Origin of the sequence: Nocardia sp. NPDC050412 (genome assembly GCF_044458825.1) — a bacterium.
Lineage (GTDB): Bacteria > Actinomycetota > Actinomycetes > Mycobacteriales > Mycobacteriaceae > Nocardia.
In genome coordinates this window covers 41,661-58,648 of record NZ_JBITIJ010000004.1, presented here as the reverse complement: position 1 = coordinate 58,648, position 16,988 = coordinate 41,661, and the positions used below count along the sequence as shown (strand labels likewise).

Sequence of the window (16,988 nt, the reverse complement as noted above, 5' to 3'; positions counted from 1 at the left end):
AAATGGTGGATATCCTGCACCGCGTCGCGATCAAAGCGTCGACGGCCGAGGTCTATACGGCCCTGACCACCGTCGAGGGGCTCGCCGGTTGGTGGGCGACCAACACCAAGGGCAAAGGCAATGACATCAGCGGCGTGCTCCAATTCCGTTTCGACGCCGGCGGATTCGATATGGAGGTCCTCGAGCTCGACCCTGCCAAGCGCGTGCGCTGGGAGGCCGTAGAGGGCCCCGAAGAGTGGGTCGGCACCCACGTGGATTGGAACCTCGAGCAGGTTGACGACTACGCAGTCGTGCTCTTCAAGCACGAAGGCTGGAAGGAGCCGGTGGAATTCATGCACCACTGCAGCACCAAGTGGGCGGTCTTCCTGCTGAGCCTGAAGTCATTGGTGGAGACCGGAAAAGGCGCGCCCGATCCGCACGACGTCAAGATCGACAACTGGAACTGACGTAACAGGCGAATGGACGGGCGATCACCATGCGCTGGTGCAGTGGTCTCGCGGCGAATGCCGCCACCAGCGCATGGTGATCATCTGACCAGCCCCGGGGCGGTCAGGAGTGGATGGTGTGTTCGGCGGTTGTCCAGGCGCGGGCTTGGTCGCTGATGGTGATGCCGAGGCCGGGGCGGGATGACAGGTGCATGCGGCCGTCGGCGATTTCCAGGCGTTCGTTGAAGAGGGAGTCGAACCATTCGAAGTGTTCGACCCAGGGCTCGCGGGGGTAGGCGGCGGCGAGGTGGATGTGGATTTCCATCGCGAAATGTGGTGCCAGTTGCAGGTTTTGGCTGTCGGCGAGGGCCATTACCTTCAGGAACTGGGTGATGCCGCCGACGCGCGGTGCGTCCGGTTGCACGATATCCGCGCCGCGGGCAGTGATGAGTTGGGTGTGTTCGGCGACGCTGGTGAGCATTTCGCCGGTGGCGATCGCGGTGTCGAAGGTGGCGCTGAGTTGGGCGTGGCCGTCGAAGTCGTAGGCGTCGAGGGGTTCTTCGATCCACACCAACCCGAAAGGTTCGAATGCTCGGCACATGCGGCGGGCGGTCGGGCGGTCCCACTGCTGGTTGGCGTCGACCATCAACGGCACCCGGTCGCCGAGCTTCTCGCGCACCGCGGTGAGGCGCGTGAGATCCACTGCGTGGTCGGGATGCCCGACCTTGATTTTGATGCCGCCGATACCGTGTTCCAACGATTCCGTGGCACGGTCGAGGACCTCTTCGATCGGTGCGTGCAGGAACCCGCCGGAGGTGTTGTAGCAGCGCACCGAATCACGGTGGGCGCCCAGCAGTTTCGCCAGCGGCAACCCGGCACGCTTGGCCTTCAGATCCCACAGCGCGACATCGAAGGCGGCGATCGCCTGCACCGACAGCCCGCTGCGACCGACCGACGCACCCGCCCACATGAGCTTGTCCCAGATCTTGGCGATATCGCTGGGGTCCTCACCGAGCAGCACGGGCGCGATCTCGCGGGCATGTGCGAACTGTCCCGGCCCGCCCGCACGTTTGGAGTAGCTGATGCCGATGCCTTCGAGTCCGGCTTCGGTGGTGATCTCGGCGAAGAGCACGGCGACTTCGGTCATGGGTTTCTGTCGACCGGTCAGCACCTTCGCATCGCTGATCCCGGTGGGCAGGGGCACGGTCACCGAGGAGATCTTGACGCTGGTGATCCGGTCGAGGATGGGTGAGTCCATAGGGGGGTCCTTCTGGGGTCAGGCGATCGTCTTCACGAGGGTGGTGAGCTCGGTGAGTTCGGCCTCGGTGAGGTCGGTGAGCGGCGGGCGAACCCGGCTGGAGGGTCTGCCGACCGCGGTGAGACCGGCCTTGATGATCGATACCGCGTAGCCGGGTCGACGGTCGCGGATGTCGAGGTACGGGATGACGAAATCGCGCAGGTGCGTGTAGACGGTGGCGCGATCACGGGCGCGGACCGCCCGATAGAAATCGAGGGCGAACTCGGGGGCGAAATTGAAGATCGCCGAGGAATAGGTGGTCACACCCATTTCGGTGTAGGGGAGCGCGAAGGTTTCCGCGGTGGGCAGGCCGCCGATGTAGGTCAGTCGGTCGCCCATTCTGGCGTAGATCCGCGTCATCGACTCGATATTGCCGACGCCGTCTTTGAAGCCGATGAGGTTCGGGCTGCGCTCGGCCATCCGAGCGACCGTCACGTCATCGCAGGCGGCATTGGCGCGGCTGTAGAAGATCACCCCGAGCGAGGTCGCCGCACACACTTGGGCCACATGTTCGACCAAGCCGTCCGGCGAGGCTTCCACAAGATAAGGAGGCATCAGTAGGATTCCATCCGCGCCAGCCGCCTCGGCCGCGCGTGCCTGTTCCACCGCCATCCTGGTGCCCGCTGTCGCGGGCGCGATCACCGGCACCCGTCCGGCGGTCTCGGCAACCGCGGCGCGCACCACGCGATCGATCTCCGCGCTGGTCAGCGCAAAGCCTTCGCCCGTGCCGCCCGCCGCGAACAGGCCCGCGACCTCGTATCGGGACAGCCAGCCGATGTGATCCCGATAGGCCCGCTCGTCGAAGTCGAGTTCGGCGTCGAAATGGGTGACCGGGAACGAGAGCAATCCGCGCCCCAGCGCGGGTCCCAATTCCTCGGCGGATAGCTGCGACACGGATATCCTCCTGGCAACGGAAACTTCTGATTTCTCTGGAGATTAGGTCCGGCGCACGATGCCGGTCCAACACTGTTTGGAAATCGACCGATACTCGAATGGCATCAGATCAGGCTGTGCGGTGTAAGACCGGCACCCTCTCGTTTGGGTATCGCTCAATACCGAATTGGTGTTCGACGGGTATCGCTTCGGCCCTTTAGCCTCCTTTCACACCCATTGCAGGGTGATCCGGCGCACACCGGCCGGTCACAGGAGGACAGTGATGTTGAAACGTGAGAGTATGCCCGCCGATGGCGGCGCCCGCGCCGTGGTGGCGCCCACCGAACAGCGGCCGGGTCGTCGCATTCCCACGCGCTATCTGGTGCTCGGGCTGTTGTTCATCATCACCGCCGTCAATTACGCCGATCGCAGCAGCCTATCGATCACCGGCAGCGCAGTACGGGCGGATCTCGGATTTTCCACCATCCAGCTCGGCTACATCTTCTCGGCATTCAGCTGGGCCTATGTCGTCGCGCAATTACCCGGCGGGATGCTGCTCGACAGATTCGGTGCACGACGGGTCTATGCGGCGAGCCTGGCATTGTGGACGCTGGTCACCGCGGCCACCAGCCTGGTCGGTCTGATCACCACCCAGGTGCTGGTCGCATTGTCGCTCGTATTCGGGTTGCGATTGCTGCTCGGCGTATTCGAATCCCCGGCATTTCCGGGCAATGCGCGGGTGTCGACCATGTGGTTCCCGACCGCCGAACGTGGCCGGGCGACAGCGGTTTTCAATTCAGCGCAGTATTTCGCGACCGTGATGTTCGCCCCAATAATGGCCTGGGTCACCAATCAATTCGGCTGGCGCTGGGTATTCGTATTGCTCGGCGTGCTCGGCTTCAGTTTGGCGGTGTTCTGGTGGCGCTGGCTGTATCCGCCGCGCGCGCACCGCCGCGTCACCCCGGCCGAACTCGATACGATCGTCGCCGGTGGCGCACTGGTCGACCTCGATACGACCAAGGGCGAGAACGCGACTCAGCGCAAGCGACTCGATCGGCGCATGCTCGTGCGCGTCTTCTCCACCCGGCCGCTGTGGGGCGTCTATGTCTTCCAGTACGCGGTCAACGCACTGACCTACTTCTTCATCACCTGGTTCCCGATCTATCTGAACAAAGGCCGCGGCCTGTCGCTGGTGCACGTCGGATTCGTCGCCGCACTGCCTGCATTGGCGGCCTTCATCGGCGGTCTGGTGGGCGGCATCGTGTCCGATGCCCTATTGCGTCGCGGACGATCGCTGACGGCGGCGCGCAAAATCCCGGCGGCCGCGGGCATGTTGCTCGCCACCCTTATCGCGCTGTCCAACTTCAGCGATAGCACCACGGTGATCGTGGCGATCCTGACCGTGGCATTCTTCGGCAAGGGCATCGGTTCCCTCGGCTGGGCGATCACCACCGATATCGCACCGACGCAGGCGGTCAGCTTCGTGAGCTCCACCATGAATGCCTTCGGCAATATCGCGGGCATTGTCACCCCGATCGTCATCGGCTATCTGGTTTCTTCGACCGGCTCGTTCAATACCGCGCTGTGGTTCGTATCGGCACACGGGTTGCTCGCCGTAGTCGCCCTCATCGGGATGGGCACCATCCGACGTATCGAATTCGACGCCTGAACCGAAATCGGAAGTGCCCCATGACCATCAGATATCGCAGCGCATTCGGTAGCGCCGGAATCCTGCTGGCGGCAGCCCTCGCCGGATGCACCGCGGACCGTCCCGCCGCGGCCGATCCCACGACGATCGTCTACGTATCGAATGCCGACAGCGCCGAGATTTCGGTGCTCCGGCTCGACAATGCTACCGGTGCGATCACCTCGGTGGACACGGTTGTGGTGCCGGGCAAGGTAATGCCACTGACGACCAGCCGCGACCACCGCATTCTGTACGCATCACTGCGATCGGCACCGTATTCGGTGGCGGCATTCGGAATAGATTCGGCGACAGGGAAATTGCAGCCGACACCGATCGTCGCACTCCCGGACAATATGGCCTACCTCTCGACGGACCGGACCGGACGCTACCTGTTCGGCGCCTCCTATACCGGGGACAAGATCTCCGTGAATGCGATAGATCCATCGGGCCGGATTTCGGCGGAGCCGCTCCAGGTGATCGCGACACCGCCGCATGCCCATTCGATCGTCGCTGATCCGTCCAACCACTATGTGTTCGCGGCCGTACTCGGCGCTGATGTCATCCTGCAGTACCGCTTCGACGAGAGCACCGGACGACTGACACCGAACGAACCGGCATCGGTCGCAACGAAACCGGGCGCGGGTCCACGGCACTTGCTCTTTCATCCGAACGGCCGCTACGTCTACGCCACCAACGAACTGGACGGAACGGTCAACACCTACCGCTTCGATCCCGACCACGGCACGCTCACCCTGCAGCACTCGGATTCGGTACTGCCGCCCGATTTCGCTGGCGGCGCACCCGCTACCTCGGATCTGCACATCACGCCCGACGGCCGCTATCTCTATGTCGCCGAGCGAACCTCCAGCACGATCAAGGGTTTCCGGGTGGCCGATGCCACCGGCGCATTGACGCCGATCGGATCAACGCCGACCGAGGCACAGCCCCGCGGGTTCGCTATTGATCCGCGCGGCCGCTATCTGATAGCCGCGGGCGAGAAGTCCAATGCGATCACCCGCTACACGATCGACCCGGCCACCGGCACGCTTACCCCGGGTACACATCTCGACCTCGGTCGTGATCCGAACTGGGTCGAGATTATCGATATGCCCTGAGTGGCAGCACCTCCACCGACATTCCGTCCCGCGAACGCGGAATGTGTTGGGACACACCATCCATCCGGGTCTCTGCACCGAATAACAGTTGATCGACGCCGCTGATGCTCGCCCTGGACGAGCATCAGCGGTGCGGATCTGGTCGGTGTGTTTCGGGAGGTGCGTCGCCATATGCTGTTGATATTCATCGTGCCCGTCCTTGCGGCGATCATCGCGGTGGCCATCTTCGTGATCGGAGATCGGCTGCGGCCGGATTCGTGGGTGTCGACCGAGGAGGAAGCGGCCGGGTCCCTCGTACTGGAATTGATCAACACGCTCTTTCTGGCGGTGGTCGCCTTCGTGGTGGTGATCTGTTGGCAGGAGTACGACAACGCGCACAATCACACCATTGCCGAGGCGAAGGCGCTGGTGGATACGTATTGGACCGCGCATTCCATGCCGGATCAGGAGCATCGCCGGATCCAAGGTCTGGTACGGGATTACACCGATCAGGTCCTCACCCGGGAATGGCCGGTCATGCAGGCGGACCGGCGGCTGAGTCAGCCCACGCAGGACACCTTCGACAGTCTGCGCGATGCCGTCGCCTCGATCAATTCGACGGATCCGGACGTCGCGGATCTGCGCACGAGTGCCATGGCCAGCCTCGACGCGGCTGCCGAGGCGCGCCAGGACCGGGCCATGGACGCGAGTTACCAGATGCCCGTATTCCTTTACGCGGCTTTGTGGTTCGGGACGGTCCTGCTGCTGTGTAACGCGGTGCTGTCGGGTGTGGAGGTCACCAAGCGCAGTCTGCTGATGACCGCGCTGCTCGGCATCGTCGTCGGCACGGCGGTGCTGGCGATCTACAACCTCGACCGGCCGTTCTCCGGCGGAAACAGTGTCCCGAAGGACGCCTTCGAATTCGCCATGTCCCGCTACGACCACATCACCTGACAGACCGCTCGAGACTTGCGGAGCTGCGACGGACGGGGTATCGGCAACATGACGTTTGTTGTGCAAAGACGAAGGGCCACAGTGGGGTTGGCCGTGGCAACAGCGGTTCCGTTGTTCATGGGTGGGCCCGCGGCGGCTGATTCTACCGGGCCCGAGTGGCCGGCCATCGGTGATATCGCCACCGGAAGCGCTGCCGTCGACGCGACCGGGACCGGGAGTGCGGCTGCGGATTCCGGGAGCAGCTCCTACGGCGGCGTCTTGGATCTCGAACCCAGGGGCTTCGTCACCGGCAGCGCGACTCCGGGGACAGCGATGTCGGGTAATACGAGGCAGGGCAGCGCGGCGACCGGCACAGGCGGCATCGACAACGGCGCCGATGACCCACCCGCCGGCGGGCGCGCGGATGCGACGGCCGGAGCGGGTGAGTCGCTCGGCCTCGACCCGGGCAGCGTCCAATCCGCCTGCACCGGCAGTGCCGTAATCGGAAGCGCGACAATACTGCTCGGTCTGATGACCGGCAGTGGCGTAACCGGCAGCGGCATAACCGGTAGTGGCGTAACCGGCTCCGGTTTGATCGGCACCGGTTCCGTCGGTTCGAGCGGATCCGGGCTCGGCAGTGTCGTGGTCGGCAGCGCGATGACCGGAAGCGCGCTGCTGACCTGTCTGCTCCTGCTCCCGGTACCAGAGCCGGCTCCTCCCGGCATCCCCCTACAACTCGGCCCACCGCCGCCCGCGCCCGCGATACCCGCACCGGCAGCGCTGGTTGCCCCACCTGAATTCCCCCCGCCCGCACCCGCGCTCGCGCCGGAAACGCCGATCCGCACCACCCCGCACCGACCAGCGCCTGCGGCGGCCGAATCCGCCCCGGAGAATCCGATCGCCTGGAACCTGCTGGAGCTGGTGACGGTCATGGTTGTCACGGTCCTGACCGTGGTCCGCAAGGTTGCTGTAGGTCGCAACCGGCGAGCCGAATGACTCCTGCGGGCGCAGCCCTGATCCGCTGAACCCGGGCGAATGCTTGCACGAACGGCTGTTGGGGCTGCGCGTCTCATGAGCGGTGGCTATCATAACGGCGGACACTCAAGAACTGGTCTGGGGCAACGGATTTGGATCATGGGCACCGGCATGGAACTCGTGATCCGCACCACACGTGCTGCCCACATGGGGCAGATCGGCGCGACTGAAGTCGTGCGAGCAGTTTGTTCGTAACCCGTTGTTCATCTACCTGCCGAAGCTCGCCGCTGTGACGTAACTGAGGTCAGTGCTGGGTCCGCTCGATTGTCAAGGTTCTTTAGTTTTCAAAAGGTCGGAGTTCATCTGTGACAACGCACACGCATCACCCACCGGAATCACGCTCCTCGGTCGGCGGCTCACCGGGCTTCGGGGCCGGTCCGCGCATCGTGATGTACACCCCCGAATTCGCCGCCGACCCGCACCGGGTCTACGGGGAGATGCGCGAGAAGTTCGGTTCGCTGGTGCCGGTGGATCTCGCCCCGGGCGTACCGGCCACGCTGGTGACCGGCTACTACACCGCGATCCGCATCCTGACCGATCCGGACCACTTCCCGGCGGATCCCCGGACGTGGGAGCGGAACATCCCAGCAGACTGCCCGGTACTCGGCATGATGAGGCGGCGGGAGAACGCCCTGCGCACCGACGGGCAGGAACATAAGCGCTATCGCGAGTCCGCCAGCGCGGCGATCAATGACGTCGATCTGCTCGGCATGCACGCTGTGATCGAACAGATCGCGATCCCGCTGATCAACGAGTTCTGTGCCGACGGACACGCTGATGTGTTGCAACGCTACGTTTTTCCTCTTGTGTTCACCGCGGTGAACACCATGCTGGGCGTCGACTCGGATATCGGCGCGCGGGTCGCGGCGGCGGTGGATGCCATGTTCGATGCCGGAGCCGAGGTCGGTGCGGGCGACCGAATGCTGCACGAGGCGATACGGGTGCACGTCGATCGCAAGCGGGAGGAGCCGGGTGACGACATCACGACTCGATTGATGCGTCACACGAGCGGTTTGACCGATGAGGAGGTGATCCAGCAGTTGGTGACGCATTACGCGATCGGGGTCGAACCGCTGGTCCACCTCATCGGCAACGCGTTGCGACTGATGTTGACCGACGATCGATTCGCCGCGGGCATGCACAGCGGTAGTCTGTCGACCCGCGATGCGCTGGACGAAGTGCTGTTCACCGACCCGCCGTTGGCGAACTACTGCATTTCCTATCCCCGGCAACCGATTCTGCTCAATGGTGTGTGGTTGCCCGCCCACCAGCCGGTCGTCATCAGCATGGCCGCGTGCAACAGCGATCCCACCGTCAATGCGGTCGACGGGGTCGAGCGCGATGGCAATCGTTCACATCTGGCCTTCAGTGCCGGACCACACATGTGCCCGGCACAGGATGCCGCCTACCTGATCGCCCAGGACGCGATAGACCAACTGCTCGATGCCCTGCCCGAAATCGAGTTGGGCGGTCCGGCTGCCGAACTCGGCTGGCGCACCGGGCCGTTCCACCGCGCGTTGACCGCGCTGCCGGTCGTCTTCCCGAAGTCCGCTCCGTTCCCGGAGTTCCCGCCTCTCTGAGAACCCCTGCCGAGCCGAGGGCCGAGATCGCCGCACCGTCGACGATCTCGGCCCGCCAGCGGACGCCGAGACCTACATGAGTTTCATCGGCGCGGACGGTGTGAAAACGACCGGGAATGCCGCCATCGCACGGTGGAACGGACCGGGCCGCCAGATCAGCTGATCCGGGTGCACCCCGAGCTGGATATCGGGCAGTGCGTCGAAGAGCTGATCGATGGCGTACTGAACCGTCAGGTACGCAACACCTTTGGCCGGGCAGGCGTGCGGCCCGGCGCTCCACGCCAGGTGTGAGCGATTGCCGAGACGTCTTCCGTCGGCGTCTGCGTCGCCGCGGATCTCCGGGTCGTTATTGCAGCCGGTGAGGCTGATGACGACCGGTTGGTCCGCGGGCAGCCAGATATCGTCGACCATGATCGGCTGGCGCGGATAGGTTGTGCAGAAGTTCGCCATGGGCGGGTCGTTGAACAGAACTTCGTCGATCGCGGTGATCGTCGACAGGTTTCGTCCGAGGACATCCGCGCACTTGAACCGGTCGTCGGTGATCATCAGCAGCAGGGCGTTCGTGATCAGGTTGCGCTGTGCTTCGAATCCGGCGCCGTAGAAGCTCATCAGCTGGGCGAAGATTTCTATGTCGTCCATGGCGGCCGGGTGGTGTGCCAGCCGTGAGGTGACGTCGTCGCCGGGATGGTCGCGTTTGAGCTGGATCAGCTCCAGTAGTGCCTCTTTGAGCATCGCCATGCCCTGGGCGCTGCGGACGGTGTCGAAGCGCGCCGCCATGCCGCTCGCGACGCGCTGCCCGATATCGGGTGGGCAGCCGACGATTTGGTTCAGGACACCGAGGACAAGCGGAAATGCGTACTGGGTAACCAGATTGGCGTTTCCGGCCTTGCAGAAGGTGTTGATCAGCGGGATGGCGATCTGCTCGATGGTCGAAGGCAGTCCGTGCACATCGATTCCGTCGATGCTCGCGACCGAGGCATCGCGATAGCGGGCGTGGGTAGGTCCGTCGTTGTTACGTGCGGCCGGGAGCCAGGCCATCATCGGCCGCACCGGGCAGTCCTCGGGGACGGTCTTCTGCCAGACGCGGGGATCGGCGGGGAAGTGGGTGGGGTCGTTGAGGATTCGCACGGCGGTCGCGTAGCCGATCACGAGGGTGGCCGGCACTCCGGGGGCCAACTCGATCGGAACCAGCGTGCCGTACTTACGCCGCATCTCTTCATAGGCGTGGTGCGGATCGGCGACGAACTCCGGTGTATACAGCGGAATCCGCTCACCGGTAGTGCTCGATGAGCCGTGCTGCACGGGGCAAACTCCGGTCGTGCCGGTATGCGGATCGGACATGGGGGTATGCGGTGTGGTCAAAGACGTTACTCCAAACGGTGGAACAGAATTCGACAAAGACTGAATCAATGAGCGCGGGCAGATTCCTCGACCGAGGTCAGCGGTGCGTCGTCGAGTATTCGAAACGACACACCCTTCCTAGGACCTTTCCGGAACCTGGCGACTCGCCCACGCTAGCAACATAGCAATGGGCAGGCCACGACGCCCGGGGAACCTGGTTGCCAGCCGGTTGGTTAGAGCGTGTCGTCGACGACTATTCGATCGGGCCGCCGACGGGTAAGCGGTTGACCGGGGTGGCTGAATCGCCCCGTGGCGTTTCGTGGACACCGATCAGCCGCAGTAGCGGCGCTGTCATCGCCGTTGTCACCAAAGCCATTACTACCAGTATCGAATATAGCTGTGGGCCAATGAGTCCCGTACTGAGCCCCACGTTGAGTATGACGAGTTCGGTCAGGCCGCGGGTGTTCAGCAACGCCGCCAACGCCGCTGCTGATCGCGATGTCAGACCGGTCAGTCGCCCGGCTAGATAAACACTGCCGAGCTTCCCTGTGACGGCCACCACCATGATCACTACCAACTCGCCGACGGCGGCACGGTCGATCGCCCCGAGATCGACCGCGAGTCCGGCCACGACGAAGAATCCGGGCAGCAGCACCAAGCTCAGAATCCGGGCGCCGGATTCGACCGCTTCGCGTCGCGCGCGTGGGAACACCACACCGAAGGCGAACGCACCGAATATCAAATGCAGTCCGATCCATTCGGTTATCGCGCCGAGCAACAGCGCGCCGCCGACACCGATCACGATCATCGTCTGCTCGGTGCCCGCCACGGCGATCCGCGCCAATGCCGGGCGCACGACCCACCACGTCACCACCACCACCGGCACCAGCAGCGCCAGTCGCCACTGGCTGCCCGTTCCAGGGTGCGCGACGGCCAGCACGACGGCCAGCGCCGTCCAGGCGAAGATGTCGACCAGCGCCGCACAGGCGAGGCTGAGCTGACCGATTCCGGTGCGCGTCAGCCCACGATCGTGCAGGATCCGGGCCAGCACCGGAAATGCGGTCACCGCGAGGGCACAGCCGATGAACAGGGTGAAGCTCGGTAGGTCACCGGTTCGGTGGCGGGCGAGCGCGGTCGCGGCGATGCCGCAGCCCAAGACGAACGGCACGGCGTAGGCGGCGACCGATACCGCCGGAATCGAGCGTCGGCTGCCCGAGAATACGCCGCGGTCGAGTTCCAACCCGGCGACGAACATGAATACGGCGACGCCCACATTGGCGAGCAGGGTCAGATACGAGCGGACCTCGTGCGGGAACAGCATGTCCGAAAGATGCGGCCCCAACACGGTCGGACCCGCGAGTATTCCGGCGGTGATCTCGCCGATCACCGCGGGCTGGCCGACACGTTCGGCCAGCCACCCCAAGATCCGAGCGGCTGCAATGATGAGGGCGAGATCCATTAGGACCACAACGATTTGACTACTTTGCACTTACTTCTCCTCGCGATTCGACGGGCGTGCGCCGATCAGCTTGCCCACATCGCGCTCAGTGTGGTGATGACACAGTGCAATGCCCGTCCGGTATCGAGTCCGGTGCCGAGGCGGCTTCGGGGTTCGCAGTCCAGGTGCAGGCCGGCCGGTGCGGTGCCCGTGGTCCGGCAGGCGCTGACGTAGGTGTGGATCGCGGCGGCGGGATCGTCGGCATGCATCGGATCGCACATCCAGCTCACCGGGGTACCGCCCCGGGTGGCCGCCTCGAACAATGCGGGCAGTGCGTCGGCGGTACGGGTGCCGGACAACGCCGGAATGAGCGTGAGCCGACCGGGCCGACGTATGGGATTGAGATATCGGCACAGGAATTCGACATCGTCCGGCGTCGCGGTCGGTCCGAGGGTTACCGCCAGCGGGTTGCGGACCCGGGCGGCGAAAGACAGGTGCTGGGAGGTGAATTCGTGGTTTCGGTCGCCGATCCACAGCAGTTGGGTCGAACGGTCCCACTCGTGCCGGGTCAGCTGAGGTCGAGTCGCATCCGACTCGCAGGACCGGACGGTGCGCGAGATATGCAGGGGCGCGATGGAACTGTACAGTTCACGGGAGGCTGTGGGCGCGCTTGCCGCGATCGGGAGCATCGCGGCTACCTCGATCAGCAGATCGCGCACCACTGACGCCTGGTAGCGGTCCGCAGCGCCGCGCAGCATCTGTGTGCAGAGTGCGATGGGCGGGTTAGCGACGCGCCAATATTCCAGCTGTGCCGCAGCCCTGTGGTATTCCTGATCGCCCGCCGAGGCCTCGAAATCGGTTGGTGTTCTGCATGGTTCGCTGTTCGTATGCAATTGGCCGATGGTCACGATCGGTAAATCGAGTCCGTGCTTCAGCACGGCGGCAGCACAGATTGCCAGCGCACGGCGGGCGGGCAGCGTCGCGGCATCGAGGGCTGCGGAAGTGCGGGCGCTGAGATGTACTACGAATGCCTGCCCGCGCGCTGCGGCGGCCAAATCGGTGGTGAGCGAGTCGGATTCGCGCGGATGGACCAGCACGGGCAGGGGGCGCGAACACTGTCCGTCGGTGCGCGGTGACTCGGCATCGCAGCCACCCCGGCGCACTGTCGAGGGGTGGGCCGGTTGTGATCGGGAGTAATCCGGCTCATCGGCCCAACTCAGATCTTCATCCGAGACGGCGGCATGCTCCGGTGGCACAAAGCTGGGATTGAATATCTCACGGATATAGCACAGCGGCTGATGCTCTCCGAGCATGATGACGTACGCCTTGAACGCGCAGAGGCGACCATCGGGCCATCTCGTGACGCCCGCCCGCAGCACTAGTCGCCGCTGGGATAGACCCCGAGAAACCAAGCCGCGTCCGATAGGCACGTGCAGATCGTCCGTGCCGGCCGCGGTCGCCGGCCCACTCACGGCGACAACATAGTTTACCGATGCGGTCACCATGTCGGCATTGATCAGACACGAGCGACGGACGATGACGCGGTCGGGACCGGCCAACCGCAATGCCTCGGAGACGGTGGCGGGTAGCTGCTCGGCCACGAGTTCGTCCTGGCGCAGCACCCGCACCTGGAGATCCGTGCCGAGGATGGCCTCGAGTCTGGGCTGGGTGAAGCCGTCGGTGGCCAGCAGCCGCCGGGTGATCGGATGGCCGAAGCGCGCGATCTGTTGCATGGCTGTCCGGGGGCCCGAACCACCGACCGAGGAATCGCCCGGTGGTTCGGGGTCGGAGCGCGTGATCGTCATAGTGACCGGCTTCGCGCTGTGGTTTTCACGAAGGCCGGAACTAGAGTACGGGGACGTCGGCCGCCTTCGGGGGGAGCACCGGCCGCGCGACGGCCTCGACCTCGGCGGCGTCGCGGGGCCGCGTGGTCAGGCCGAGTACCGGCTCGGTGGTGATCCGCACATCGTTGAGCACCGTGTCCGCCAGCGGGTCACGCCAGTGGTCCCAGACGACCGACATGTCCAGATGGCCCATGTATTCGAGGTTGGCCGAGTCCGCGTGCAGCTTTTCGGTCTCGGTGAGTTCGGCGGCGATGGTGTCGGTCGGGGTGAGCTGTTGCTCTCCCGAGGATTCGTCCACATCGGTGAGTCCGGCCATGATCCGGGTGAACGACACCTCGGGGGTGTCGCCTTCGTGTGTCTCGGTGAGCTTGTCTGCGTGCGAGAAGTATTCGTCGGAACCGATGTACTGTTCGTACATACGCGAGACCAACACGAGGAACCGTGAGTAGGCCCGTCGGGCAGTGTGCTCGTAGAAGGCCATCGCGTCGGTTTCGCTCATTTCGCCACGCAGGGTGGTCGCGATCGCGGCCGCGGCGACGAGTCCGCCGTAGGTCGCCAGATGCACGCCGGTGGACAGCAGCGGATCGAGGAAGGCCGCCGAGTCGCCGACGAGGGCATAGCCCGGACCGCTGAACCGATCCGACACATAGGAGTAGTCCTGCTCGGCCTTGACCTCGGCGACCTGCTGCGCGCCTTCGAGCAATGCGCTCATCGCCTTGCTGTCGCGAATCGTGTTGAGGTAGTAGGCGTCTCGACCTTGCTCGCGTAGTCGCTCGCCCGCCTTGCGCGCGGAAACCACGTAGCCGACGCTGAATCGGCCGTTGGACAGGGGGATATGCCAGAACCAGCCGCCCTCGGGGGTGGACACGACATTGATCGCGCCTTCCGGGCTGTCCGGGTGCAGGTGCGCGCCTTCCCAATACGACCAGACCGCGACATTGCGGAAGGCAGGGTGCTGCCGACGCATGTTGAAGCGCCGCTTGGCCAGCAGGCCGTATCGTCCAGACGCGTCGACGAGAAAATCGAATTCCGTGGTCCGAGTGCCGCTGTCACCGGGGCCGGTCCATTCCACGGCTACCGGGCGGTCACCGTCGAAAATCACGTTCTCGACATTGGCGTTCTCGATCACCTGCGCGCCTTGTTCGGCCGCGTTGCGCAGCAGAATATCGTCGAATGCGTCTCGCTCGACCTGGTAGGACCAGGCTTCGGCATCGACGAGCTGGGACCAGTCCAACAGCCAGTTATCGTTCTGCCACTGGAAATAGCCGCCCCGCTTGATCTGGAAGCCATGCGCCGCGACCTTGTCGAACGCGCCGGAAAGACGCAGTGTCGAAAGGCATGATGCGAGCATCGACTCACCGATGTGATACCGCGGGAACGTATCTCGTTCCAGAAGCGTCACACGGATTCCTGCTCGAGCCAGCAGAGCTGCGGTTGTCGACCCCGCTGGGCCGCCACCGACAACGAGGACATGCGGATCGTTCGCCATTTCACACTCCTTGGAACAGCGGACGCCGACGTGGACTGTGCGCCCACATCAGCAACCGAACCAACTCCGGTCCCACGGTGGTGGATCAACCCGGACCGGGCGTCGCCGTCAGTTAGCCATCCGTGGCGACGCCCTCGTCAGATTGTAGCCGCAACATTCGAATCATCAACCGCCGGAGTCGATTTGGAGGTCTCAGGCAATCGGTGGTAAACGGTGTCTGAAGGGTAGCCAATACCGCGAATCGGACCTTCTCGCCGGCCCGCCCTTACAAAGCACAACTGGGCGGGTGTCGGATGCGGCGGCGCGGTGTCCGCGAATGCATGTCAGCGCAGCACTTTTCGTCGAGATCGTGCGCCGCGATCGGAGGGAGTCACCTGGGTATGACAGGCGAGGCTGTTCGGTGTCGTTTGGCATCACCCCGCTCTTTCGGCAAATTCAGAGTAAAGCCCAAACCAGGTCCGCGCGAGGCGTTCGCAAAGTTGATTTCTGCGGTTGGCGATCCTTGCGCAGCGATCAACGCGCGGATTCCGCTGTGGTGGAAGCCATTTGCCGGATGAAGGGGCCAGCAACGTGGGTGCGAACTGTCAAGTGCGCACCCGCGTCGGCTGATCGCGACGTTCGATCGGGCGGTTATGCTCCGGCCCGCGCGACCTCGACGGTGGCCTCGGCGGCGTGCCGGGCGACCTCGGGAGTGCATCGCCCGAGTCCGCACGCGGTGGCAACGCCGAAAGCATCGCGCCCCAACGCCGCCTCGAAAAGCGCACGCGCGCTGTCGCTGTTCTCGACCGAATCCGTGGAAACCACACCTGCGATCACGCGCCAGTCGGTGGCGAGTGATCGCAGGGGAGCGTAGAAGCGGGGATCCAGCGGTGCGGGCTCGGCGCCGTACGCGCACGGAATATGCACCGGGGGCAGTGGCGCTCCTTGCCGATCCAGCAGTCGCGCAGTGCGATTGAGCAGACTGACCGCGGGAGCCAGACTGCGTGGGGCCAGCAGGCTCTTGTGCTGATAGTCGCCGTAGCACAGGTGCACGGTGGTTTCCGCACCGATCTCGTGCAGCCGTCCGAGGACGCCGGCGAGCTGACGCGCCACCAGCGGGGCCAGCGCCCACCGCGAACCCAGTTGCGTCGCTTTGACCATGCTCAACAGTGCGAGCGGGGACTCCAGCTGCCAGCTGATCCGGTCGCCGTGACGAGCGACTACCTCCGATACCTCCTGCACCATCGCTTCGGCGAACACGGGCAGCTGCCGCAACGCGGCGACCGTGAGATCGAAGTGCCGCAATGCCTTTCCGACCGGCAGCCCACCGGATACGGCTGCGCCCGCGAATGTAAACATTGCGAGATCGAGTGGATTCGGCAGGCTTATCTGAACTCTTGTCTCGGCTAATTCCGGTCGTTCGCGCTGCAATGACTCGAAGGCCGCCACTACCGCATCAATGCGCTCGACCCGGTCCATCGAAACATGCTGTGTTTCCAGCTTGCGGCCAGACTGGAGGCCGTAGCTGGGGAAGTCGCTGTAGTCGGCGAACCCGCCTTCCTCGACGATCTCGAAGACATCGGAATGCTGCTTTCGTGTCCGCAGGTAGTCGATGATCCAGTCGGGGTCGAGATCGCATGGCAAAGCGGTAACCGGCGAGCCTGCCGTGCGATCGGCAAACCATTGCAGGACAGCTTGATCGCCCGTCATCAGGTCCGCTGGAAGACTGCCGACATAGTGTGCGTACCTGGTCATAACTGGTCCCTTAAGGTTCGAAATACATGCGAGCGGTCAGCCAATAGTGGCGCAGGTGCGCGGAGCCGACAACTTCGACGTTTTCCGTTGTCGCACTTGGCGAATTCGGAAATCGGACGGGGTGTCAGGATACTGAGCAGAGCTCAGGGTGAACCCTGATCTTCACCCGGATATCGGTGCTGAGCTGGTGATTTATCAGCGCCCCGCTGCCAGTATCG

Annotated in this window: 13 protein-coding genes; 6 read left to right on the top strand and 7 right to left on the bottom strand. The window is 64.3% G+C overall.

The genetic code is table 11. The annotated features are described in order from the left end of the window. The first annotated feature begins 2 nt into the window (after nt 1–2). A complete protein-coding gene (locus ACIBI6_RS11705; protein ID WP_396956037.1) occupies nt 3–446 on the top strand; it encodes an SRPBCC domain-containing protein in 444 nt (147 codons plus the stop codon). A gap of 103 nt (nt 447–549) precedes the next feature. Here ACIBI6_RS11705 and ACIBI6_RS11700 read toward each other — a convergent pair whose 3' ends face one another. Then, on the bottom strand, nt 550–1,683 hold the full coding sequence (locus tag ACIBI6_RS11700; protein WP_396956036.1) for a mandelate racemase/muconate lactonizing enzyme family protein: 1,134 nt from the start codon (nt 1,681–1,683) through the stop codon (nt 550–552). Nucleotides 1,684–1,701: 18 nt separating this feature from the next. Then, on the bottom strand, nt 1,702–2,616 hold the full coding sequence (gene kdgD / locus ACIBI6_RS11695) for a 5-dehydro-4-deoxyglucarate dehydratase (protein WP_396956035.1): 915 nt from the start codon (nt 2,614–2,616) through the stop codon (nt 1,702–1,704). 262 nt (nt 2,617–2,878) lie between these two features. Here kdgD and ACIBI6_RS11690 point away from each other — a divergent pair, with 262 nt between their 5' ends. The 5 genes from ACIBI6_RS11690 to ACIBI6_RS11670 all read left to right on the top strand — a co-directional run bounded on the left by ACIBI6_RS11690 (nt 2,879) and on the right by ACIBI6_RS11670 (nt 8,924). Next, nucleotides 2,879–4,264 (top strand): MFS transporter, encoded by a 1,386-nt coding sequence (locus tag ACIBI6_RS11690; RefSeq protein WP_396956033.1) that lies wholly within the window; start codon nt 2,879–2,881, stop codon nt 4,262–4,264. 20 nt (nt 4,265–4,284) lie between these two features. Then, nucleotides 4,285–5,397 carry a lactonase family protein gene (locus ACIBI6_RS11685; RefSeq protein ID WP_396956032.1) on the top strand — a complete coding sequence of 371 codons (1,113 nt, stop codon included), beginning with the start codon at nt 4,285–4,287 and terminating at the stop codon, nt 5,395–5,397. Between the two features lie 171 nt (nt 5,398–5,568). Further along, nucleotides 5,569–6,330 (top strand): DUF4239 domain-containing protein, encoded by a 762-nt coding sequence (locus tag ACIBI6_RS11680; protein ID WP_364341440.1) that lies wholly within the window; start codon nt 5,569–5,571, stop codon nt 6,328–6,330. 93 nt (nt 6,331–6,423) lie between these two features. Beyond that, a complete protein-coding gene (locus ACIBI6_RS11675) occupies nt 6,424–7,305 on the top strand; it encodes a hypothetical protein (protein ID WP_396956031.1) in 882 nt (293 codons plus the stop codon). 344 nt (nt 7,306–7,649) lie between these two features. Then, nucleotides 7,650–8,924 carry a cytochrome P450 gene (locus ACIBI6_RS11670; RefSeq protein WP_396956029.1) on the top strand — a complete coding sequence of 425 codons (1,275 nt, stop codon included), beginning with the start codon at nt 7,650–7,652 and terminating at the stop codon, nt 8,922–8,924. A 72-nt stretch (nt 8,925–8,996) separates the two neighbouring features. Here the strand turns inward: ACIBI6_RS11670 and ACIBI6_RS11665 are convergent, their stop codons facing one another. From ACIBI6_RS11665 to ACIBI6_RS11645, 5 genes are all read right to left on the bottom strand, one after another. Beyond that, nucleotides 8,997–10,265: a cytochrome P450 gene (locus ACIBI6_RS11665; protein ID WP_364342000.1), complete on the bottom strand. Its 1,269-nt coding sequence runs from the start codon at nt 10,263–10,265 to the stop codon at nt 8,997–8,999. Nucleotides 10,266–10,518: 253 nt separating this feature from the next. Continuing rightward, on the bottom strand, nt 10,519–11,754 hold the full coding sequence (locus tag ACIBI6_RS11660) for a cation:proton antiporter (RefSeq protein ID WP_396956028.1): 1,236 nt from the start codon (nt 11,752–11,754) through the stop codon (nt 10,519–10,521). Between the two features lie 35 nt (nt 11,755–11,789). Next, nucleotides 11,790–13,508, bottom strand: a complete 1,719-nt coding sequence (locus ACIBI6_RS11655) for a 3-deoxy-7-phosphoheptulonate synthase (protein WP_396956027.1) — start codon at nt 13,506–13,508, stop codon at nt 11,790–11,792. A 40-nt stretch (nt 13,509–13,548) separates the two neighbouring features. After that, nucleotides 13,549–15,036, bottom strand: coding sequence for an NAD(P)/FAD-dependent oxidoreductase (locus ACIBI6_RS11650; protein ID WP_364341432.1), 1,488 nt, complete (start codon nt 15,034–15,036; stop codon nt 13,549–13,551). A gap of 630 nt (nt 15,037–15,666) precedes the next feature. Continuing rightward, complete coding sequence (locus tag ACIBI6_RS11645; protein ID WP_364341430.1) at nt 15,667–16,770, bottom strand: hypothetical protein; 1,104 nt, start codon at nt 16,768–16,770, stop codon at nt 15,667–15,669. Between the last annotated feature and the right edge of the window lie 218 nt (nt 16,771–16,988).